Annotated in this window: 18 protein-coding genes; 7 read left to right on the top strand and 11 right to left on the bottom strand. The window is 64.1% G+C overall.

Annotated features, from left to right (window positions below):
* Nucleotides 1–60 precede the first annotated feature (60 nt).
* The 3 genes from ppc to CQ12_RS33660 all read right to left on the bottom strand — a co-directional run bounded on the left by ppc (nucleotide 61) and on the right by CQ12_RS33660 (nucleotide 5,554).
* Nucleotides 61–2,853 (bottom strand): phosphoenolpyruvate carboxylase, encoded by a 2,793-nt coding sequence (gene ppc, locus CQ12_RS33670; RefSeq protein WP_057839584.1) that lies wholly within the window; start codon nucleotides 2,851–2,853, stop codon nucleotides 61–63.
* Between the two features lie 216 nt (nucleotides 2,854–3,069).
* Nucleotides 3,070–4,611, bottom strand: coding sequence for an acyl-CoA synthetase (locus CQ12_RS33665; protein ID WP_057839583.1), 1,542 nt, complete (start codon nucleotides 4,609–4,611; stop codon nucleotides 3,070–3,072).
* 127 nt (nucleotides 4,612–4,738) lie between these two features.
* On the bottom strand, nucleotides 4,739–5,554 hold the full coding sequence (locus tag CQ12_RS33660; protein ID WP_057839582.1) for a crotonase/enoyl-CoA hydratase family protein: 816 nt from the start codon (nucleotides 5,552–5,554) through the stop codon (nucleotides 4,739–4,741).
* 100 nt (nucleotides 5,555–5,654) lie between these two features.
* Here CQ12_RS33660 and CQ12_RS33655 point away from each other — a divergent pair, with 100 nt between their 5' ends.
* Nucleotides 5,655–6,527: an SDR family oxidoreductase gene (locus CQ12_RS33655; RefSeq protein WP_057839581.1), complete on the top strand. Its 873-nt coding sequence runs from the start codon at nucleotides 5,655–5,657 to the stop codon at nucleotides 6,525–6,527.
* A 193-nt stretch (nucleotides 6,528–6,720) separates the two neighbouring features.
* Entirely contained in the window at nucleotides 6,721–8,301 is a 1,581-nt protein-coding gene (locus CQ12_RS33650) for a fatty acid--CoA ligase (RefSeq protein ID WP_057839580.1), read from the top strand.
* A 137-nt stretch (nucleotides 8,302–8,438) separates the two neighbouring features.
* On the opposite strand, the gene CQ12_RS33645 is transcribed toward CQ12_RS33650, so the two are convergent.
* Complete coding sequence (locus CQ12_RS33645) at nucleotides 8,439–8,909, bottom strand: GFA family protein (RefSeq protein ID WP_057839579.1); 471 nt, start codon at nucleotides 8,907–8,909, stop codon at nucleotides 8,439–8,441.
* A 10-nt stretch (nucleotides 8,910–8,919) separates the two neighbouring features.
* Nucleotides 8,920–10,194: an acyl-CoA dehydrogenase family protein gene (locus CQ12_RS33640; protein WP_057839578.1), complete on the bottom strand. Its 1,275-nt coding sequence runs from the start codon at nucleotides 10,192–10,194 to the stop codon at nucleotides 8,920–8,922.
* Nucleotides 10,195–10,415: 221 nt separating this feature from the next.
* Here CQ12_RS33640 and CQ12_RS33635 point away from each other — a divergent pair, with 221 nt between their 5' ends.
* The gene (locus CQ12_RS33635) at nucleotides 10,416–11,195 is read left to right on the top strand and encodes an enoyl-CoA hydratase-related protein (protein WP_057839577.1); all 780 of its coding nucleotides are present in this window, start codon (nucleotides 10,416–10,418) and stop codon (nucleotides 11,193–11,195) included.
* A gap of 123 nt (nucleotides 11,196–11,318) precedes the next feature.
* Here CQ12_RS33635 and CQ12_RS33630 read toward each other — a convergent pair whose 3' ends face one another.
* The 3 genes from CQ12_RS33630 to CQ12_RS33620 are packed head-to-tail and all read right to left on the bottom strand — an operon-like array spanning nucleotide 11,319 to nucleotide 13,469.
* The gene (locus tag CQ12_RS33630; protein ID WP_057839576.1) at nucleotides 11,319–11,693 is read right to left on the bottom strand and encodes a DUF6285 domain-containing protein; all 375 of its coding nucleotides are present in this window, start codon (nucleotides 11,691–11,693) and stop codon (nucleotides 11,319–11,321) included.
* A 1-nt stretch (nucleotide 11,694) separates the two neighbouring features.
* A complete protein-coding gene (locus tag CQ12_RS33625) occupies nucleotides 11,695–12,681 on the bottom strand; it encodes a phosphotransferase family protein (protein WP_057839575.1) in 987 nt (328 codons plus the stop codon).
* The gene (locus tag CQ12_RS33620) at nucleotides 12,678–13,469 is read right to left on the bottom strand and encodes an enoyl-CoA hydratase/isomerase (RefSeq protein WP_057839574.1); all 792 of its coding nucleotides are present in this window, start codon (nucleotides 13,467–13,469) and stop codon (nucleotides 12,678–12,680) included. Before CQ12_RS33620 ends, CQ12_RS33625 begins: the two co-directional genes overlap by 4 nt.
* On the opposite strand from CQ12_RS33620, the gene CQ12_RS44470 reads away from it, so the two are divergent.
* The 3 genes from CQ12_RS44470 (at nucleotide 13,455) to CQ12_RS33610 (ending at nucleotide 16,150) form a co-directional block, all read left to right on the top strand.
* Nucleotides 13,455–13,634 carry a hypothetical protein gene (locus CQ12_RS44470; RefSeq protein ID WP_157088642.1) on the top strand — a complete coding sequence of 60 codons (180 nt, stop codon included), beginning with the start codon at nucleotides 13,455–13,457 and terminating at the stop codon, nucleotides 13,632–13,634. The two genes, CQ12_RS33620 and CQ12_RS44470, sit on opposite strands and share 15 nt — an antisense overlap.
* The gene (locus CQ12_RS33615; protein WP_057839573.1) at nucleotides 13,631–14,410 is read left to right on the top strand and encodes an SDR family NAD(P)-dependent oxidoreductase; all 780 of its coding nucleotides are present in this window, start codon (nucleotides 13,631–13,633) and stop codon (nucleotides 14,408–14,410) included. The genes CQ12_RS44470 and CQ12_RS33615 overlap by 4 nt, the downstream gene beginning before the upstream one ends.
* 315 nt (nucleotides 14,411–14,725) lie before the next feature.
* Nucleotides 14,726–16,150, top strand: coding sequence for an FAD-binding protein (locus CQ12_RS33610; RefSeq protein WP_057839572.1), 1,425 nt, complete (start codon nucleotides 14,726–14,728; stop codon nucleotides 16,148–16,150).
* Here CQ12_RS33610 and CQ12_RS33605 read toward each other — a convergent pair.
* The 3 genes from CQ12_RS33605 to CQ12_RS33595 form a co-directional block, all read right to left on the bottom strand.
* The gene (locus CQ12_RS33605; RefSeq protein WP_057839571.1) at nucleotides 16,147–17,040 is read right to left on the bottom strand and encodes a LysR family transcriptional regulator; all 894 of its coding nucleotides are present in this window, start codon (nucleotides 17,038–17,040) and stop codon (nucleotides 16,147–16,149) included. The genes CQ12_RS33610 and CQ12_RS33605 overlap by 4 nt on opposite strands.
* A 163-nt stretch (nucleotides 17,041–17,203) precedes the next feature.
* Complete coding sequence (htpX, locus tag CQ12_RS33600; protein WP_057839570.1) at nucleotides 17,204–18,145, bottom strand: zinc metalloprotease HtpX; 942 nt, start codon at nucleotides 18,143–18,145, stop codon at nucleotides 17,204–17,206.
* A gap of 208 nt (nucleotides 18,146–18,353) precedes the next feature.
* Nucleotides 18,354–19,874, bottom strand: a complete 1,521-nt coding sequence (locus tag CQ12_RS33595) for an amidase (protein WP_157088643.1) — start codon at nucleotides 19,872–19,874, stop codon at nucleotides 18,354–18,356.
* 205 nt (nucleotides 19,875–20,079) lie between these two features.
* Between CQ12_RS33595 and CQ12_RS33590 the strand changes: the two genes are divergently transcribed.
* A complete protein-coding gene (locus CQ12_RS33590; protein WP_057839569.1) occupies nucleotides 20,080–21,798 on the top strand; it encodes a winged helix-turn-helix domain-containing protein in 1,719 nt (572 codons plus the stop codon).
* Nucleotides 21,799–21,898 lie beyond the last annotated feature (100 nt).

The following is a 21,898-nucleotide window of genomic DNA, read 5'->3' as shown; positions in this document are numbered from 1 at the left end:
TTCGGAAAGATGGATTGCTTCGCTGCGCTCGCAATGACGGGGTGAGGCCGTCGCTTCACCTCACCCGCTGTTCCGCAGCCCCGCCGATATCCCGTTGATCGTGAGCTGAATCCCGCGCAGCACCTGCTCATCCGGGTTCTGCGCGCGGTGCTCCTTCAACAGCTCGACCTGCACATGGTTGAGCGGATCGAGATAGGGAAAGCGGTTGCGGATCGAGCGGTCCAGCAGCGGGTTGCCCTGCAGCAGGCGTTCGTGCCCCATGATGTCGAGCAGCGTCTCGATCGAGGAGTGCCATTCGCGCCGGATGCGGCCGAAAATACTCTCGCGCAGGGCTACGTCAGGCACCAGCTCGGCATAGCGCGAGGCGATCGCGATCGAGCTCTTGGCCAGCACCATGTCCATGTTGGACAACAGTGTGCGGAAGAACGGCCATTCGCGGTAGAGCTCCTGCAGGAACGGCATGCCCTGCTCCGGATGTTCCGCGATCCAGGTCTCGACCGCCGAGCCGAAACCGTACCAGCCCGGCAGCATCAGCCGGCACTGCGCCCAGCTGAACACCCAGGGAATGGCGCGAAGGTCTTCGATCTCGCGGGTCTTCTTGCGCGACGCCGGGCGGCTGCCGATGTTGAGCGTCGAGATTTCGGTGATGACGGTGGAGCCCCAGAAATAATCGGCAAAGCCTTCAGTCTCGTAGACCAGCCCGCGATAGGCCTTGAAGGCCAGCGCGGACAGTTCCTCCATCGCGGTCAGATATTCCTTGCGCGGCGCGCTCTGCCGGGGATGCAGGAGGCTCGCCTCCAGCGTCGCGGCCGCGAGGATTTCCAGGTTGCTCCGTCCGACCTCGGGGTTGGAATATTTGCTCGAGATGATTTCGCCCTGCTCGGTGATGCGGATCTGGCCGTTCACGGCACCGCCGGGCTGCGCGATGATGGCGTCATAGCTCGGACCGCCACCGCGGCCGACCGATCCGCCGCGGCCGTGGAACAGCCGCAGCCGGACGTGATGGCGCTCGAACACGTCGACGAGGCCGATCTCGGCCTTGTAGAGCTCCCAGCCGGAGGTGACGAAGCCGCCATCCTTGTTGCTGTCGGAATAGCCAAGCATCACTTCCTGAATGCCGCCGCGGCTGTCGACCAGCCGGCGATAATCATGGAAGGACAGCATCCGGTCCATGATGCCGGAAGAGGCCTGCAGGTCCTCGATGGTCTCGAACAGGGGCACGATGTTGATGGCGCTGCGGCCGGAGGGATTGATAAGGCCGACCTCCTTCAACAGCACCGCCACCTCCAGCATGTCGGACATGCCCTTGCACATCGAGATGATGCATTGGTGGATCACGTCGGGGCCGAAATGGGCATGCGCCTCCGCGGCGGCGCGGAACACCGCGAGTTCGCTGAGCGTTTCGTCGCTGTATCTGACGAAGGCCGAACTGAGCGGCCTTGCGCTGCGTAATTCGCTCAGCAGCAGGCTGACGCGAGCTTCCTCGTTCAGCGCCAGATAGGACATGCCCGGGATTGCCGCATCGAACAGTTCCGCCACCGTGCGCTCATGCACCGCGGAGTTCTGCCTGATGTCGAGCCGCGCAAGGTGGAAGCCGAAACAATCCACGGCACGGCGCAACAGGCGCAAACGGCCGCGCGCGATCACGCCCGAATTGTTCGCAATCAGCGACCGATCGAGGACATCGAGATCGGCCTTGAATTCCCGCACGCTCTCATACGGCGCGCCCTCGCCGACCGGCCGTCTCGTCGTTTCGATCTCGAGCTTCAGCGCCGTCGCGGTCAGCCGCGCATAGATGCCTGAGACCGCGAGGCGGTACGGTTCGCCGCTGCGGTGCGGCGAGGAGTCGGGCGAGCGCCCGGCCAAAGCGCGCAATTCTTCGGAGACATCGGCAAGATGCGCCGCCAGCGACAGTTCCGAGCCGAGGACGTGCAACTCCTCCAGATAGAAGCTCATCACCCGGCTCGATTGCAGCCGCAGCGTGCCGCGCATGACATCGGCGGTGACGAACGGGTTGCCGTCACGGTCGCCGCCGATCCAGCTTCCCATGGTCAGGAACGATGCCAGGTCGCCGGGCGTGCCGCCTTCTTCCCGGTTGAGCCGATCCTCCAGCGCGCAATGCAGCCGCGGCACCTCGTGCAGGAAGGTGTAGTCGTAGAAGGAGAGACCGTTCGAGACCTCGTCCAGCACGGTCAGCTTGGTCCGGCGCAACAGGTTGGTCTGCCACAGTGTGAGCACGGCGCGGCGCAGCTGCTCGTCGCAGGCCTCGGCCTCCTCCGGCGTGAGTTGGACGCGCTCGCGCCGGTCGAGCAGGCCGGCGATCTCCATCTCGCGGTCGATCGTGCTCTTGCGGCGGACCTCGGTCGGATGCGCGGTCAGCACCGGGCTGACCTGGGCTTCCCCGAAGAAGCGGCGCAGTTCGGCTGCGCTGATCCCGGCCGTCTTGGCATGTGCCAGCGTCTGGGTCAGCAGGCTCGGCCGTGGGCCGCCGGGGCCGCGGCCGCGCATCTGGCGGATGTTGTTCTGGTCCTCGGCGATGTTGGCGAGATGCGAGAAATAGCTGAAGGCGCGGACAATCCGCACGGTATCGGCGGTCGACATGCTGTCGAGGATGGTTTCCAGTTCCCGCCGCGCCAGCCTGTCCTCGTCGCGGTGGAACCGGATCGAGGTCTGCCGGATGCGCTCGACCAGGTCGAACACGTCGGCGCCCTCCTGATCGCGCACGGTATCGCCGAGAATGCGCCCGAGCAGGCGGATATCGGTCCGCAACCGGGCATCTTCCTCCATCGCCAGCGTTTCATCGCTGCGGTTGAGCCGGATCTCGATCTCGGAAGGCATGGTCTGGGAAGACATTGGCGCGCCACCTCAGGAACAGCCCGGCTGTCCCGAGTGTGCAATTTTTTTGCCGCAGTGCAAGATAAAGATGGAGGCGGTGCAGGTATCCGTCGTCCCAGCGAAAGCGGGGACCCATACGCCGTGTCCTCCCTTTAGAGCACGCAGGAAGACACCTTTTGAAAGCCCCGCGGCCTGTGGTTATGGGTCCCTGCGTTCGCAGGGACGACGAAATACCTAAATCCTCCGCCCGGCCCGCTCCCAGTAGGGATCGCGCAGCCGGCGCTTGAAGATCTTGCCGGAATCCTCGCGCGGCAGGTTCGACTGGATCTCGATGTGCTTCGGCACCTTGTAGTCGGCGAGCGAGACCTTGAGCTGGCCGCGGATGGAAGCGAGATCGAGTGTCACGCCCGGCTGCGGCTCGACCACCGCCATCAGCGCCTCCCCGAATTCGGCATCGGGAATACCGAACACTGCGCAGTCATGCACGCCCGATATCGCATGCAGCGCGGCTTCGATCTCGGCCGGATAGATGTTGACGCCGCCCGAGATCACCATGTCGCGCTTGCGGTCGCAGATGAAGACGTAGCCCTCGGCGTCGATATAGCCGACGTCGCCCGAGGTGATGAAGCCTTCGCGATCGATCTCTGAACGCTTTTCCGGCTTGTTGTGATAGGTGAAATCCGGATTACCCGCGATGCGCGAATAGATTTCGCCGATCTCGCCCTGTGGCAATTCCCTGCCGTCATCGCCGATGAAGCGCAGCTCCGCGCCGGGCGAAATCTTGCCGACGGTGCCGGGCTTCTTCAGCGCGTCCTCTGATGTGGCAAAGGTGACCGCGCCCGACTCGGTCGAGCCGTAGAATTCGTAGATGACCGGGCCCCACCACTCGATCATCGCGCGCTTGACGTCGGCCGGGCACGGCGCGGCGGCATGGATGATGTGGCGCAGCGAGGACATGTCGTACTTCCTGCGGACCTCCTCCGGCAGCTTCATCAGCCGGATGAACATGGTCGGCACCATGAAGATGGTGTCGATCTCTTCGGTTTCGATCACGTGCAAAAATTCTTCCGCGTCGAAGCGCGGCATGATCACCAGCGCACCGCCGAGCCGGCCGGCGCGCAGGCCGAAGGAGTTCGGCGCCGAATGATAGAGCGGCCCCGGCAGCAGCGCGCGGGCACCCGGCTTGAGGCCATAGATCATCGCGCGCATGCGTTCGGCGTTGGCGGTCTGCTCAGGCGTCGGCGCGAAACGACGAACCCCCTTGGGATGGCCGGTGGTGCCCGACGTATAGATCATGTTCTGCGGCTGCGGCACTGCCGGTCCGTCATAGCGCGGGTGCTGCTTCAGCCAGGATTCGAAATCGATGGCGAAATCGGGCGTCGCGAGATGATCAGGATCGATCTTGTAATTGGCGACGATCTCCGGCGGCGTCGGCACGCTGAGCGCAGTGACGCCATCCGGGATAGCCTCGCGCAACTGGTGCAGCATGTCGGCATGCGCGATCAGCACCGCGGTGCCGGAATCCTTCAGCACGTAATTGATCTCTTCCGGCTTGAAGTGCCAGTTCACCGGCACGCCATAGGCGCCGAGCCGCATGGCGGCATAGGCTGCCTCGATGAAGGCGATGTCGTTGCGCATCAGCATGGCGACACTGTCGCCCTGCTTGACGCCGAGTTTTTGCAGGCCGCTGGCGATGCGCTCACTGTGCTCGGCAATCTCGTCGTGGCTGCGGCGGCGCGGGCCGCTGATGATGCCGAGGAAGGGGGAGGAAGACATTTGTCGCTTTCCGATCTGCTGCCGGGTTTTGTGTCGACGTCATTCCGGGGCGATGCGCAACATCGAACCCGGAATCTCGAGATTCCGGGTCTGGTGCTAACGCACCATCCCGGAATGACGGATTAAACTATCCCGCCTCCGCAAACCGCGGCGCGCGTTTTTCCATATTGGCACGCACCGCCTCGGTCTGGTTGGGGCTGCCGATCAGTTTCTGCTGCTCGACGGATTCAGCCAGCAGCGCCGGCGCCGGATCGACGGACAGCTTGTTGAGCATGCGCTTGGCGGCGCGGATCGCATCGGGGCTGTTGCCGGCGATCTCGCGCGCAACTTCGAACGCCGCCGCGCGGGGATCGTCGCAGATCCGCGTCGCAAGCCCGTAGCTCATGGCTTCCTGCGCGGAGAAGATGCGACCGGTATAGGTCAGATCCCGCAAAATATCGTCGCGGACGAGGCTGGCGAGGATCGGCGTGCCCGCCATGTCGGGCACCAGGCCCCATTTGATTTCCATGATCGACATCCGCGCGTCGGGCGTGAGGAAGCGCATGTCGGCGCCGAGCGCAAGCTGGAAGCCGCCGCCGAACGCCACGCCCTGAATCGCAGCGATGACAGGCACCGGAAGCTGGCGCCAGCCCCAGACCGCAGCTTGCGGAAAGTTCGCGAGACCATGGGTGCGTGCAGTGAGGTCGCGTTTCTCGCCACCGGCGATCCCGTTACCGCCATTTTCCTTCATGGCCTGGAAGCGCCCCATATCGAGACCGGCGCAAAACGCCCGTCCCTCCCCCGACAATACTACCACCCGGACGCCTTTTTCATGCGCCAGCCGCTCGGTCGCCGCCACCAGCGCCTCGAACATGGCAGCATCGAGCGCATTCATCTTGTCGGCCCGCACCAGCCGGACATCGGCGATACCGTCCGAAATCGAGATCGCGACGCGTTGCTCCATGAAAATCTCCTCGCTGATACCGCTGTTGCGGCTTTACAGAACGGAATTGTCCGGTTTTAGTCAATCGACCAATTAACAGACAATCCCGTGGGTGGAAACGATGTTCAACGATCAGCTTCTCGCCGGGCGCCGCATTCTCGTGACCGGAGGCGGCACCGGCCTCGGCAAGTCCATGGCCGCGCGGTTCCTGCAACTGGGAGCCGAGGTCCACATCTGCGGCCGACGCAAAATTGTGTGCGACGAGACTGCAACCGAATTGATGGACCTGCATGGCGGGCGCGTGGTCAGCCACGGCGTCGACATCCGCAATGCGATGGCGGTCGATGAAATGATCGAGCAGATCTGGACCTCGGGTCCCCTCACCGACCTCATCAACAACGCCGCCGGCAATTTCATCTCGCGCTCGGAAGAGCTTTCGCCGCGCGGCTTCGATGCGGTCGCCAACATCGTGATGCACGGCACCTTCTATGTGACACATGCGGTCGGACGGCGCTGGATCGCCGGAGGCCACCGCGGCAACGTGGTGTCGATCACGGTGACCTGGGTGCGCAACGGCTCGCCCTATGTGGTGCCGTCGGCGATGAGCAAATCGGCGATCCACGCCATGACGATGTCGCTTGCGGTCGAATGGGGTAGACACGGCATCCGCCTCAACACGATTGCGCCAGGTGAAATCCCGACCGAGGGCATGAGCAAGCGCATCAAGCCCGGCGACGAGGCCGGCGCGCGCACCCGGGCGCAGAACCCGATGGGCCGCGTCGGCACCATGGAGGAGTTGCAGAATCTTGCCGTGTTCCTGATCTCCGGCGGCTGCGACTGGATCAACGGCGAAACCATCGCCATGGACGGCGCGCAGGCCCTCGCCATGGGCGGCAATTTCTATCAGTTGCGCGACTGGAGCGACGACGACTGGAACAAGGCGCGCGACTCGATCAAGGCGCAGAACGAGAAGGACCGCGCGGCCAGGGGGTAGGTTGTCGTCCCTGCGAAAGCAGGGACCCATAACCACCAGCGTTGGTTTTGCGAAGGCAATTGGCGGCATCGTCTTTACCGATGAGCCGCGGCGTATGGGTTCCGGCTTTCGCAGGAACGACCGAGCCGTATTGTCTTTGCCGCGCGATAACGCCAAACTCTGCGCAACGATAACAAGACGATACGGGAGTGACATGTCCGCTTCGCAGGAATTGACTGACCTTGTCGAGATGGTGCGGGAACGCGCACGAACGTATGGCGAGGCCATCGCCTATGAGTTCGAGGGACGGCAGACCAGCTTTGCCGAGTTCGACGTCAGGACCAACCGCGTCGCCAACGCGCTGATTGCGATGGGCGTCAAGCCGGGCGAGCGGATCGCCTATCTCGGCAAGAACAGCGACTTCTATTTCGAACTGCTGATGGGGGCTATGAAGGCCCGGGTGGTGATGGCGCCGGTCAACTGGCGCCTCGCTGGCCCCGAGGTCGCCTTCATCGTCGGCGACTGCAAGGCGCCGGTGCTGTTCGTGGGGCCTGAGTTCATCACCCAGGTTCGCAACATCAAGCCGCAATTGCCCGATGTCGGCACCGTCATCACCACCGAAGGCGGTGCGCCGGAATGGCAGGATTTCACGGCCTGGCGCGATGCGGCCAGCGGCGACGATCCGAAGGTGCCGATCAGCCCGCAGGACATCGCGATCCAGCTCTATACCTCGGGCACCACAGGCAAGCCCAAGGGCGCGATGCTGTCGCATGCCAACTTCCTCAACCTCGCGACCGCCGGCAACGCGGCCGAGAAGCCGGAATGGAACACGTGGTCGACGGATGACGTCTCGCTGGTGGCGATGCCGGTGTTCCATATCGGCGGCTCCGGCTGGGGCGTGATGGGTCTCTATCACGGCGCCAGGGGCGTGATCGCGCGCGAATTCGATCCGACCAAGGTGCTGGATTTCCTCGAGCAGTCCGGCATTACAAAGCTGTTCATGGTGCCGGCGGCGATGCAGTTCGTGGTGCGGCAGCCGCGGGCGAAGCAGGTCGATTTTTCCCGCCTGAAATACATGCTCTACGGCGCCTCCCCGATTCCCGCCGCGCTCCTGAAGGAGTGCATCGAGGTGTTCAAATGCGGCTTCGTGCAGCTCTACGGCATGACCGAGACGACAGGCACCATCGTTGCCCTTCCGCCCGAAGACCATGTCGAGGGGCTGGAGCGCATGCGCTCGGCCGGCAAGGCGCTACCCGGCATTGAGCTTGCAATCCTCGATCCCGACGGCAACCGCCTGCCGCCGCGCCAGGTCGGCGAAATCGCCACCCGCTCCGGCTCCAACATGGCGGGCTACTGGAACCTGCCGGAGGCGACCGCGAGAACGCTCGGCAGCGACGGCTGGCTGCGCACCGGTGACGCCGGCTACATGGACGAGGACGGCTACCTCTATATCCATGACCGCATCAAGGACATGATCATCTCCGGCGGCGAGAACATCTATCCGGCCGAGGTCGAGAGCGCGATCTGCGATCATCCAGATGTCGCCGAAGCCGCCGTGATCGGCATCCCCGACGACAAATGGGGCGAGGCGGTGAAGGCGATCGTGGTGGTGAAGCCCGGCAAGCAGGCGACCGCCACCGACATCATCAATTTTACGCGCGAGCGCATCGCCGGCTTCAAGACGCCGAAGTCGGTGGAATTTCTCGACGCGCTGCCGCGCAATCCGTCGGGGAAGATTTTGCGGCGGAATCTGCGCGAGCCGTATTGGGCAGGCAAGGATCGGCAGGGGAATTGATCCCGCTTCGTAGGGTGGGCAAAGCACAGCGTGCTCACTATTTCAGCCACCTTCACGCATCAAGATGGTGGGCACGGCGCTAACGCGCCTTTGCCCACCCTACGATTCCTTGCAAGGCCGAACGAACGTAGCAGCGCTTACTTCTTCATCCGCTCCCGCAACGCCCGTCTCCGCTCCTTGGCTTCGTCCGACCAGACCTCGTTGATATCGTAGAACTCGGCGAACACCTTGGCACCCGGCGGCAGCGTTACCCAGGGCTGCTTGGTGGACGTGAAGATATGAACGTCCGGCGGGCATTGCGACGGGACGTCCATGGTGCCGACGCGCACGAAGCGCATCGCCGGACCCGCGCCGGGATAGTTGCTCCAGATGGCGACCTTGCAGACCGGGCAGCGCGCGATGCGCTGGCCCTTGCCGCTGGCCGATGGCGTGTCGATGATTTCCGGCTCCGCTGCGATATGCTCGACCCGGTCGAACTCGTACACCGCGTTCAGCGCGTGCACAGTGCCGGTCTCGCGCTGGCACCAGGTGCAATGGCAGGCATTGACGATCAGCGGCCTGCCGGTCAGGCGATAGCGGATATGTCCGCAGGCGCATCCACCTTCCATGGCTTTGCTCCTAGTGTTTCCCCGCCCCCATGTAGCCGAACAGGAACCCCGCCACCTTCCGCTTCTGGATTTCCTCGCTGCCTTCAGTGATGCGGTAGCGGCGGTGGTGGCGGTAGATGTGCTCGAACGGCTTGTGGCGCGAATAGCCCATGCCGCCATGCACCTGCATGGCGCGGTCGGCGGCTTCGCAGCACAGGCGGTTTGCCCAGTAGTTGCACATCGAGACCCGGTCGGAGAGCGTGTTCTCGACCTGGGCCTGGGTGAGCTGGTCCATCTCCCATGCCGTCTTGCGGATCAACAGCCGCAGCATTTCGGCCTGCGTCGCCAGTTCGACCAGCGGCCACTGGATTGCCTGGTTCTCGGCCAGCGCCCTGCCGAACGGCTTTCGTTCACGCGCGTATTTGACGCTCTCGTTGATGCAATAGACCGCCGCGCCCAGCGAGCTTGCCGCCTGCCGGATGCGGTTCTCGTGCACAAAACATTGCGCCAGCGACAGCCCGCGGCCGATCTCGCCGAACAAGGCGTCCTCCGGCACGAATACATCCGTGAAGCTGACGCGCGGATGATCCGTCGGCATGTTGAAGGTCCACATGTACTCCTCGACCTTCACACCTTCGCTCTTCGCCGGCACCAGGAAGCAGGTGATGCCGCGCGCGTCGCCGTCATTGCCCGCGGTGCGGGCGAACAGCGCGCAGTGGGTCGCGACATGCATGCCGGTGGTCCACATCTTCTGGCCGTTGATGATCCAGCCCTTGACGTTGTCGCGCGTCGCCTGCGCCGCCCTGGTTTCCATATGCGTCGCATCCGAACCATGGTCGGGCTCGGTGAGGCCGAAGGTGATGCGGAATTTCCCCGTGATCGAGCCTTCGATCATCGCCTTCTGCTCATCGGTGCCGTAGCGGTCGAGCATGGTGACAAGCGGCAGGTTGCCGACGATCGAATGCTCGTTCTGCAGATCATTGTGCAGACCGAGGCCCTTTGACGCAAAGTGCTCGCGGATCACGGCCATCCAGAGGTTGGAACCATCCTTGCCGCCATAGCGCTTCGGAATCGCGAAGCGCAGGTGGCCTGCGGCATCGGCAAGATTCTTCGCCTTGCGCAGCAGCGCTTCCCATTCATGCCGCGGCAGGCCGCCCTTTTCGAAATCGGTGCGCGCCCATTCGCGGCGGTGGTCGAAGAAGCGGATGTTGTCGTCAGCCTCCTCCAGCGGCTTGATCTCGCGCGCGATGAAGCGGTCGAGTTCGTCGAGATAGGCCGTGAGGTCGGCAGGCAGGTTGAAATCCAAGGTCTCTCTCCCGGAAATGTCGTTTATTGCTTTTGCGTTTAGGCGCTACGGAGCGCTCCTGCTCGGATCGATTTAGCTGAGAAGACCGCGTCCAAGTCAAGCAACGGAATTGACCTTGGCATGCGCGGGGGCCTTGCGTAATTGGATGGTTTCAGGCGCGCGCCTCGCGCTATGATCGCGGCCAATATTCTTCTCCGCAGAAAATCGAAACGGGAGCCAACATGGACCTGAAATTCTCCAAGGTGACGCGCAAGGGGCCGATCACGATCATCACGCTGTCGCGGCCGGAAGTGTACAATGCGTTGCATATCGACGCGCATTTCGAACTCAACAAGGTGTTCGACGACTTCTCCGCGGACCCTGAACAATGGGTCGCGATCGTCACCGGCGCCGGCGACAAGGCGTTCTGTGCCGGCAACGACCTGAAATGGCAGGCGGCCGGGGGCAAGCGCGGCTGGGACAAGGGCGGCTTCGCCGGCCTCACCTCGCGTTTCGACTGCGACAAGCCGATCATCGCCGCAGTGAATGGCGTCGCGATGGGCGGCGGTTTTGAGATCGCACTGGCCTGCGATCTGATCATTGCCTCTGACAACGCGACGTTTGCCCTGCCCGAGCCGCGCGTCGGCCTCGCCGCGCTGGCCGGCGGCGTGCACCGGCTGCCGCGGCAGATCGGCCTGAAGCGCGCCATGGGCATGATCCTCACCGCGCGCCACGTCTCGGCCAAGGAGGGGTTCGAACTCGGTTTTGTGAATGAGGTGGTTCCCGCCGGCGAAGCGCTCGCTGCCGCGGAGCGTTGGGCCGAGACGATCTGCAAGAACTCACCGATGTCGATCCGTGCTTCCAAGCAGGCGATCCAGCGCGGGCTCGATGGATCGCTGGAACAGGCGATCGCCGAGCAGCGGGAATACCCGGCCGTGAAGGCGATGGCGGCGTCGCAGGATTACATCGAGGGCCCGAAGGCGTTTGCCGAGAAGCGGCCGCCGAAATGGCTGGGCCGGTAGGGATCGCGACGCTCCATCCCCGTCATTGCGAACGCAGCGAAGCAATCCACGCCTCAACCCGGGGATAGATGGATTGCTTCGTCGCTTGCGCTCCTCGCAATGACGGGAGAGTTGGTCGCTACCCTACTTATTCCCCAACTCCCGTTTGTACGAAGCGTAATTCGGCTGGTCGACCGCGAGCTTGTCCATGGTCGTCTGCCACAGATGTTCCGTGAGCCCCGGCGTCTGCAGATCGACCTCGCCCCTGGCGATCTTTTCGCAGAGCGCACGATTCAATTCGAACAGTGCGCCATCCGAGCCGAGCAACTGCTTCAACCGATCGGCCTCGGCCGCATCACTCGCCTGCTCCAGCGCCAACTGCCGCGTCACAAGGTCAAGCGCGTTGATGCCGACGCGGAGCTTGAAGGCGTTGTGGCCCTTGATCCCCGGTGCGATCTCGTTGCGGAGGAAATCCGCGACCGCCTTGATCAGTTCGGTAGGCGTGGGCTCATCCTGCATCTCACCCTCCTCTCGGAGCAAGCAACCTCAACAGATCGATTTCCGTCTCCGACGAACGCCGCCCGATCATGGCGCGCTCCATCGAATGGTCGGGTCCGCTGCGAAAACGCTGCATCATGCCGCAGCACATGATGCCCCAGCGCAGCGTGCCCATCACTTCCCAGAACATCACCCTGTCGGCATCGACCGTGCGGCCGGCTTCCTCATAGCCTGCGAACAGCTCTTCGCGCGTACCGAAGCCGCCAACCGGCTTGTCGATCTCGCCGAAGCGCCAGGAGTTGACGCAGATCCACCCGAGATCCTCCATCGGATCGCCGAAATGCGCGAGTTCCCAATCCAGCACGGCGCGAACGCCATCGGGACCGATGATGAGGTTGCCGTGGCGGAAATCGCCATGCACCAGCGTCACCTCCTGCGACTGTCCAGGATCGCGCTCGCGCAGCCAGCGCAGCGCCAGTTCGAACACTGGCCGCGGCCAGTTGAAGCTGCGATATTCGCGCTCGAGGTCGGCGATCTCCTTGGTCGCGCTCATCTCGCGCAACTTCGGCAGTTTTGCCGCCGGCAGGCCATGGATGCCCGCAATCACGCGGCCGAGCTGCCGCGCCAATAGCGGTCGCGCCTTGGCGAATTGCTCGTCGCGCAGGATCTTGCGCGCGATGGTCTCGCCCTCGATGCGCTGCATGATGAAGCCGCGGCCGAGTTCGTCCTCTGGCGTCAGCACGTGCATCACCCGCGGCGACGGCAGGCCGGCATCATACGCGAGTTGCATCAGCGTCGCCTCGGCGTCGAGCCCGGCGGCACGGCCCGGCGAGGCGCCATAGCCCGGTGGCGCGCGGCGCAGGATGGCGCCTACATTGCCGCTGGCGTGCACGATGTCGAACGTCCAGGTCTCCTGGCTGGCGCCCCCGGAGAGTTTTGCGGCGCCGGTGACGCCGGTCGCTCCCGGATACCAGGAGGCGACGCAGCGTCCGAGTTGTTCCTCGATCATTTGCCCTTGAACTTGGCGGGACGCTTTTCCAGGAACGCGGTGACGCCTTCCTTGAAATCCTCCGCCGCGCCGGCGAGGCGCTGCGATTCATATTCGAGGTTGAGCTGTTCCTCGAAGGAGTTTTCCGGGCTATCCCAATAGAGTTTCCGGATCAGCGACAGCGCAATCGTCGGACCGTTGGCGAGATCATGCGCGAGCTTCATCGCCTCTTCCATCAATACCGCATCGTCATGGACGCGGTTGACGAGGCCCCATTCGAGCGCCTTCTCGGCCGGCAGCCGCTCGCCCATCAAGGACAGCTCTACCGAGCGCGCCTTGCCGATCATCCGCGGCAACAGCCAGGTCGAGCCGCAATCCGGCACCAGGCCGATACGGCGGAACGCCTGCAGGAAATAGGAAGAGCGCGCGCACAGGATCATGTCGCCCATCAATGCAAAGCTCATCCCGGCGCCCGCGGCGGGGCCGTTGACGGCGGTGACGAGCGGGCAATGCAGCCGGCGAATGCGACGCAGGAACGGGTGAAAGCCGATCTCCAGCGATTGCCCGGCATTGCTCTTGCCGGGCTTCTGGTTGTTGCGGCCCTGCAGATTAGCGCCGGTGCAGAAGGCGCGCCCGGCGCCCGTCAGCACGACGCAGCGGACTTCGTCGCGTCTGTCGTCGATCGCATCTAGCGCTTCGCCGAGACCGCCCAACATGTCCATCGAGACCGCGTTCATCACCTCCTGATGGTCGAGCTTGAGAATGGCGACCGGGCCGTCGAAATCGAGCGTGACGTGCTTGAACTGCATTGTTTCCTCTTGACTTGTGTTTACGCGCTATTTCGCTGCGCGGAAGACCTGATGATGTCGCGCCCATATTTGATTTTCCTGACGGCGTTGTCCATGCTTGCGCCAGAACATCTGCCCGCCACCGGGCGCAAGTCTGCCATTCAACAAATTGGAAACATCCCATGAGCATCTTTGACCTCACCGGCCGCACGGCCGTCATCACCGGCGGCAATGGCGGTATCGGCCTCGGTATTGCGCAGGCGCTGAACGCACAGGGCTGCAACGTCTCGATCTGGGGCCGCAACGCGGACAAGAACAAGGCCGCGGCGGCGACCATGTCGGCCGGCCCCGGCAAGGTTCATACAGAGATCTGCGACGTCTCCGATCCCGCCTCCGTCAAGGCCGCGATGAAGGCGACGCTCGACACATTCGGCCGCGTCGATGGCTGTTTTGCCAATGCCGGTATCGGCGGCGGCGGACGCCGATCCTTCATCGACCGCACCGAGGAAGAGTGGCGAAGAATGTTCGCGACCAATCTCGACGGCGTCTTCCACGTATTCCAGGCGGCGGCCCGCCACATGACCGAGCGCGCGGAGGCCGGCGACAAGTTCGGCCGGCTGGTCGCAACCTCCAGCCTCGCCTCGCTGTTCGGCACCGCCCGCAACGAGCATTACGCCGGCACGAAGGCGGCGCTGAACGCGCTGTGCCGCGCGCTCGCCGTCGAGCTCGCGCGCCACGGCGTCACCGCGAATGCGATCCTGCCCGGCTGGATCAAGAGCGACATGACCGCCGGCATCATGGCCAACGACAAATTCGTCGCCAATGTGATGCCGCGCATTCCAGTGCGGCGCTTCGGCGAGCCGACGGATTTCGGCGGCATCGCGGTATACATCATGAGCAAGGCGTCGTCGTATCATACGGCGGATTGTTTTGTGATCGATGGCGGCTATACGGCGTTTTGAGATTGGGTACGGCGCTGCCTGCGACCTGCCCTTGCGCGGAAAGCAAATCAGTTCGCAGTTTCGTAGGGTGGGCAAAGGCGCGATCGCGCCGTGCCCACCATCATTACCGATCGCACTAGCTGATGGTGGGCACGCTACGCTTTGCCCACCCTACGATATCTGCGCCGCGGCCGCCGCAACGGCACCAGAACTATCCCGATTTGCGGGAAACTCCATCGCGCAAGGCGGCAATTGTTTCCCGGCATAATCGAAGCCAGCTTCACTCACATCACCCCAACTGAGTTCGCTTTTGGTTGGGCGATGGAGGATTGCTGCATGACGTCAGACAGACGCGAATTTTTGGGCACCAGTCTCGGTATCGCCGCTGCGGTTACTTCACACAGCTGTGGCCTGACCGCCGCCACGCAGGCCAATGCCGCCGAAATGCCATCACGCGACGGCCTTCGCACCGAGGCGAGCGGCGATTTCGGTCGCCTGATCCATCGGGAGCCGCGCGCGGTCGCACAACCGGTTTCCAGTGCGGAGGTCGCCAGCCTGTTGCGCCTGGCAGGAAGCGAAGGACTGAAGGTTGCGGCGCGCGGACAGGGGCATTCGATCTACGGTCGCTCGCTGAGCGAGGACGGCATCGTGATCGACATGAACAGGCTCAAATCGATCCGTGAACTCCGGGCGGACCGCATTGTGGTCGAGGCCGGCGCCACCTGGAAAAGCGTGCTCGACGCCACGCTCGCGCAAGGCCTGACGCCGCCGGTGCTGACCAACTATCTCGGCCTGTCGGTCGGGGGCACGCTGGCGGTCGGCGGAATCGGTGGTGCTTCCTCCCGGCACGGCATGCAGACCGACAATGTTCTTGAACTCGACGTCGTTATTGGAGATGGCCGCGAACTGACCTGCTCGGCGGAATCGAACCCGACCGCCTTTGACGCCGTTCGCGCCGGGCTCGGCCAGTGCGGTATCATCACACGCGCGACCTTGCGCCTGGAGCGCGCGCCGGAGCGCGTGCGCCGCTTTCAACTGTTCTATCTTGGCCTGACCGAACTGATGGCCGACCAGCGGCGCGTCTTGGCGGAAGAACGCTTCGACCAGTTGCAGGGAGCAATCCTCCCCGATGGTGCCAGCGGCTGGCGATATCAGCTTGACGGAGCCGTGTACTACAGCGGAGACCGGCCGCCGGATGATGCAGCCCTGCTCAAGAGACTATCGGACTCGCGCAGCGCCGCCGTGATAACCGACCTGACCTATGGTGAAGACGCCGCCGCGTTTGCAAAGTTCGAAGCCCTGCTGCGATCGAAGGGCCAATGGTCCACGCCCAAGCCATGGCTGCTGACATTCCTGCCCGGGCGCAACGCGGAACAGATTGCGCGCGAAATCCTTGCCGGATTGACCGAGGCGGATGTCGGGCCGTTCGGACGGATCACCTGCTATCCAATGCAGACGCGCGCATGCCGCACGCCGCTGCTTCGTCTGCCGGACGAGAGCGTCGTCTTCCCGTTCAACGTCATCCGCATGCCGGCCTCGAACGATGCCGCTGCGGCGGAGCGCATGGTGACGCAGAACCGGGCGCTCTATGATCGCATCCGCCGTGCCGGCGGCGTGCAGTATCCGGTCGGCGCCTTTACGATGTCCCACGGCGACTGGAGGGATCATTTCGGATCGATCTGGCCGCGATTCAGCGAAATCAAGCAGCGCCTTGATCCGGCCAATCTGCTCACGCCGGGCTACCGAATATTCCAGGATTAAAGCAGCTCCGTCTTGAGACCGTTCGCGAGGAAATCGGCAAAGCGGCGCATGCGCTCCAGCGGCGCTTTCGTCGGCGGCCAGACAAGCTGGATCGGCATGCCCTCGGTCTCGAACTCCTGCAGAATGATCGCAAGCGTGCCGTGCTCGACGAACTCCCTGATCTGCCAAAGCGGTAATTGCGCGAGGCCGATGCCTTCGCCGGCCACCGCGCGGATCGCCGCGGCGCTGTTCGAGTGAAAGCGACCGGAAACCCTCACCGCCTGCAACTTGCCGCCGATGCGAAACGGCCATTTGTCGGCCCCGCCGGTGCTCGCCCGCAGCACGCAGTGATGATTTTCGAGTTCGTCTGGATGTTTCGGAGTGCCACGCTCTGCGAGGTAGGACGGCGCGCCACACGTCACGACGCGCAGCGCCTGCAACCGCCGCGCGGTCAGCTGTTCGTCGACGGACTCGCCGATCCGCACCGCCATGTCGATCCCGCCGGCAACCAGATCGACCTGATCATCGGATGCCTTCAGCTCGATCTCGACATTCGGATAGAGTTTTAGAAAGCGGCCGATGATCGGTGCGACATAGGACGAAGCGAACAGCACCGGCGCGCCAATCTTCAGCGAACCCGAGACCTCTCCGCGAATGTTGGCGGCTTCGTTCCGCGCTTCGATGATTTCGGCAACGGCCGGCTTGATGCGCGCGTAGAACGTTCGCCCGGCTTCCGTCGGCTCCGATCGCCGCGTCGTGCGCTTGATGAGTTCGACACCGACGGCGCGTTCCAGGGCGATCAGCGAGCGGTTGAGGGATTGCAGCGGACGCCGGAGGTAGCGCGCGGCGGCAGCCTGACTGCCCTTCTCGACCACGGCCACGAATGCTTCGAGGTCGTCCAACCGTTCCATGCCGGGATCCCCTTTTTGCGATGCTGTATCACGATAGGGGGCAAGCACGATCGCTCCATAGGGTTTCACCAACAGGAGCGGCGCAAGAAGAAAGGATATCGGCTGATCGCCGGCACGACGAAACCCGCCGCTGGTGACGGCGGCGGGTTCCTGCTCTATCGGCTTAACCCCACGGTCCGCGTGAGGCGGAAGTCCGGCCCCACGGGCCGCGGCGCGGGTAGTTGCCGCGGTCATTGACGGAAAGCGTTCCGCCCTGCGCGCCCATCTGCGCCGCAAGCTGCTGCAAGGCGGCGATGCGGTTCTCGGTCGCGGGGTGCGTGGTGAACAGATTGTCCATGCCCTGCCCCGACAACGGGTTGATGATGAACATGTGCGCGGTGGCCGGATTGCGCTCGGCTTCCGGGTTCGGCACCACATGCGCGGCCCCCGCAATCTTGCTCAAGGCGGATGCAAGCCACATCGGCTGGCCGCAGATGCGCGCGCCGAGATCGTCGGCGGCGTATTCGCGGGTCCGGCTGATCGCCATCTGCACCAGCATGGCGCCGAGCGGCGCCAGGATCATCATGGCGATCGAGCCGATGACGCCCGGGCCGCTGTTGTTGCTGCGATGGCCGCCGAAGAACATGCCGAACTGCGCCAGCATCGAGATCGCACCGGCAATGGTCGCGGTGATGGTCATCAAGAGCGTGTCGTGGTTCTTGATGTGCGCGAGCTCGTGCGCGATCACGCCGGCGAGCTCCTCGCGGCTGAGCTGTTGCATCAGGCCCGTGGTCACGGCGACCGCGGCGTTCTGCGGATTGCGGCCGGTGGCGAACGCATTCGGCTGCGCCTCGTCCATGACAAACACGCGCGGCATCGGCAGGCCGGCGCGGCCGGCAAGTTCGGCCACGAGGTGCACGAGGTCGGGCGCGCTGTTGCGGTCGACCTCATGGGCGCCGTACATCGACAGCACCATGCGGTCGGAATTCCAGTAGGCAAATATGTTGGTGGCGGCCGCGACCACGAGCGCGATCATGGCACCGGTGGCGCCGCCAATCAGATAGCCGACGCCCATGAAGAGGCCGGTAAGACCGGCCAATAGAATGGCAGTCTTCAGATAGCTCATTGTTGTCTCCCCTACAGCCTGCGGCCGATAAGCCGTGGCTGGCATCCCAGAGGTAGGAACTGCCCCGCCGACGCTTCAAGAGGCCATGGTGCGTCGTGGCGCCGCGCGGCTGGGGGCACGCACGGCGGATTACCAAAGCGTAATCCGCCGGATCGGTTCCCGCCCGCTGTTCACGGGTGGGATCGGATCGCTCTCCGGAAAGGTCAAATCAAAGTTGAAGCTCCGGTGGCCGGACGAAACCGCCGAATTCGCGCTCCAGCAACCCCGCAAAGACAAGCGGGGTTCGGTCTTCAAACAACGGTCCGATGATCTGCACGCCGATCGGAAGACCGGCTTTGGAACGGCCCACCGGCATCACCGTGGCCGGCAAACCCGGCGGCGTCGCGACCGTCGACCAGACGATCAGTGAGAGGTAGGGGTGGGTTTCGCCATCGATGTCGATCGTGCGCTGCTCCTGATCCGGCTTCTGGTCGTGCGGGAATGCGACCACCGAAAATGGCGGACACAGCACCACGTCGAATTCGCGGAACAGGGCAGCCCATTGCTGGCGCAGCCGGGCGCGGGCGATTTCCGCCGCCATCCATTGGTGATGATTAAGCAAGGGCGCGCGCGTTCGCCACGCCTTCAGACTGTCGTCATCGGGTTTGAGTGCCGCAACTTCGTCCTGGTGTTGCTTGAAGAATTCCGGAGGCCGGCCGAAGGCGACGAAGTTGCGCACCATACGGGTGTGCAAGCGTGCGGTTTCGGCGAGATCGGGCAGCAGCGCGCTTGACCGCGCAACTTTCGCGCCCGCAGCCGATAGCCTGCCCGCGAGTTGATCCAACGCAGCGCGAATTTCGCTCGCCACCGGCAACAAGGGATGACTATCGAGCATCAGGACACGAAAGTCTTTCAAGGCTCCGTGGCGCGCCGGCGGGAGGGTAAGACGGTAAGCCAGCGCATCGGACTCGTCCGGTCCTGCCAGCACGTCCAGCGCCAATGAAAGATCAGCAGCGGTTCGAGCCATCGGTCCGCAGACGCCAAGTCCACTTGTCAGATCGGTCGCCAACGCCGGCGAGCGCAGCGGCGCATGGCCGCGTTGCGGGACCAGATTGGACGTGGGCTTGTGGGCGAAAACACCGCACAAATGCGCCGGTATCCGGGTCGAGCCGCTGAGGTCAGAACCGAGCTCCAGCGGCACGTATCCGGCAGCCAGTGCAGCCGCCGAGCCGCCGGACGATCCGCCGGCCGTGCGCGTGATGTCCCAGGGATTGTTTGTCGTGCCGTAGATCGGATTGAAGCTCTGCCAGTCGGCGATGGCGATTGCGAGATTGGTCTTGCCGAGGATCACGGCGCCGGCCGCCTTCAGGCGAGCAGCGGCAACGGCGTCTTCAGCCGGCCGCCAGTCGCGGCCTGCCGGCAATCCCCAGGTGGTCGGCAATCCCGCGACATTGAAGGATTCCTTGACCGTCATGGGTATGCCGAGTAACGGCCCGCGCTCGCCCCGCGCCAGCGCGGCATCCGCTTGTACCGCCGTCGCAAGGCCCCGCTCGAAGTCGCGCACCACCACGGCATTGATGCGGGAATCCAGCGCCTCGATCCGGCGGACGCTCTGCTCGAGCAGCTCGACCGCGGAGACCTTGCGCGCATCCAACAGCGCCCGCAGTTCGCTGACGCTGCGATAGTGGAGGTCCTGCCCGGCTGCGCGTGCATTCCGGGCGGAAGCCGGATTGGGCGGCGCACTTCCCATGGTCGCCAGGGTGCCGGCGGCTGCGCCCAGAAAGAAGCGTCGATTCATGGTCATGATGGCTCTCCGTGTCCGGGTGGACGCCATTCCCGCAGCCGCCGATCTGGCCTAGGATCGGCGCCGAGCATGACGTCGGCATTGCCGGCGTTCTGTTTCGATTGGGAGAGTTTGGGCTCGACTGACGCCGCAACGCCCGAAAGAGTGCCGAATGAACGCCGAAATTGGCGCGAAAACCGAGCCGATGGCCACGGGCAGCAGCACGCCAGCGACAAGTTCCGGCGGCCTACGGCGCTTCGCCGGCTTCGATGTCGATCTCGACCGGGGCGAGTTGCGCGTCGGCGGCGCGGCGGCTTCCCTTCGTCCCAAGAGCTTTGCGTTGCTCGCTTATCTGGCTGGTCATCCCGGCCGGCTGTTGACCAAGGACGAACTGATCGAAGCGGTGTGGCCTGACGTCACCGTCACCGACGACTCGCTGGTGCAATGCGTCAGCGAGTTGCGGGCAGCGCTCGGCGACAGCGGTCAGCGTTTGATCAAGACTGTTCCGCGGCGCGGTTACCTGTTTGACGCAGCCCCGGGCAATACGGCAGACACCGAAGTAACGCCCGAGCCCTCCGAAAATGCAGCGCCCGCCAACGATGCGTCGCTGCGATCTCCACGCAGGGGATCTTTGCTGCTGCTTCTCGCCCTGCTAGCCGCGATCGCATTCGTCGGCGTGCTCTGGTTCGCTCTTTCACATCGCGGGCAAACCGGCGCCGTCGTCGGCAAGCAGACGATCACCATTCTGGCGCTGGCCGGCGTCGGCGGCCAGAATGCAGCCGACCTCGCCGAGGCCGTCACCGAGGATTTGACGATCGAAGTGTCTCGCCTGCCCGACACGCTCGTGATTGCGCCTCCGGCAGGAAACGCGGACGGCCGATCGGACGCCGCCTATGCCCTGAGCGGTAGTCTGCAGCGGCAGGGCGAAGCGGTTTCGATCGCGGTCAAACTGCAGTCGATGACGACAGGCGCGCTGTTGTGGTCCGAGCGGTTCGACTATGGCGAACAGGCCGGATGGAACTGGCGTCGCGACATCACGGCGCGCATCGCCAATGAACTGAAGGTCCGCATCGACGACTCCAGGAGCTTCGAAAAGCCCTACGCCGGCCGCGCCTTCGCCGCCATCGACCCGACACTTGAAGGCTGGCGACTGTTGAGACGCGTGCATACGCGCGAGGCGCCACAACAGGCGCGCGCGCTGTTCGAGCAGGCGCTGCAGATCGATCCCGATTCAGCCAGCGCGCTCTCGGGACTGGCGCTCAGCCACATCACCGAGGTGCTGAACCGATCGAGCGGTAATTCACACAACCAGACGGCGCTGGCCGCGCAGGCGATCGAGCGCTCGCTGGCGCTGCAGCCCAACGATCCCCGCGCCAATTATGTGCGAAGCCTCGTGCTGTCGACGCAGGGACGGATCGACGAAGCCGAGCAGGCAGTACAGCGCGCGCTGTCGCTCTATCCGAACCACCCACGGTCGCTGCAGCGGCTGGGTTTCCTCAAGCTTCAGCAGGGCCGGCCCGAGCAAGTCGCCGAACCGGTCAAGCTGTCGCTGCGGCTTGATCCGACCAATGCCGAGCAGGTGAGCCTTGGTCACTTTACGCTGGGCATGGCGGAATTCCATCTGCGCCGCGACGATGCCGCCTACGAGCATATGCGGCAGGCGACCATCTCGAGCCCGCAGAACGGTTTTGCCTGGCAATGGCTCGCCGCAATCGACGCGCTGCATGGCCGCGCCGAGCAGGCCAGGATGAATCTGGCGGAGTATCGGAAGCGCCTGCCGGGCCACACGATCGGCGGCCTGAAAGCCTCGGAGCTCTCGCGCTACCCTGCGTTCTGGCAGGAACGCAACCGCTTCTATGAAGGGTTGAAGCTGGCCGGATTGCCCGAATAGGCGTTGCATCCCCCGCACCTCGCCCTGCCCGCTTGTGCAACGCCCGTGCAGCCGTTTACATTCCCCGCAGGCGGGCGGCGTGGACCATTCGCCCCAAGAA

Origin of the sequence: Bradyrhizobium jicamae (assembly GCF_001440395.1) — a bacterium.
Lineage (GTDB): Bacteria > Pseudomonadota > Alphaproteobacteria > Rhizobiales > Xanthobacteraceae > Bradyrhizobium > Bradyrhizobium jicamae.
The sequence above is the reverse complement of the archived record's forward strand: the minus strand, read 5'-3'. Positions and strand labels throughout refer to the sequence as shown.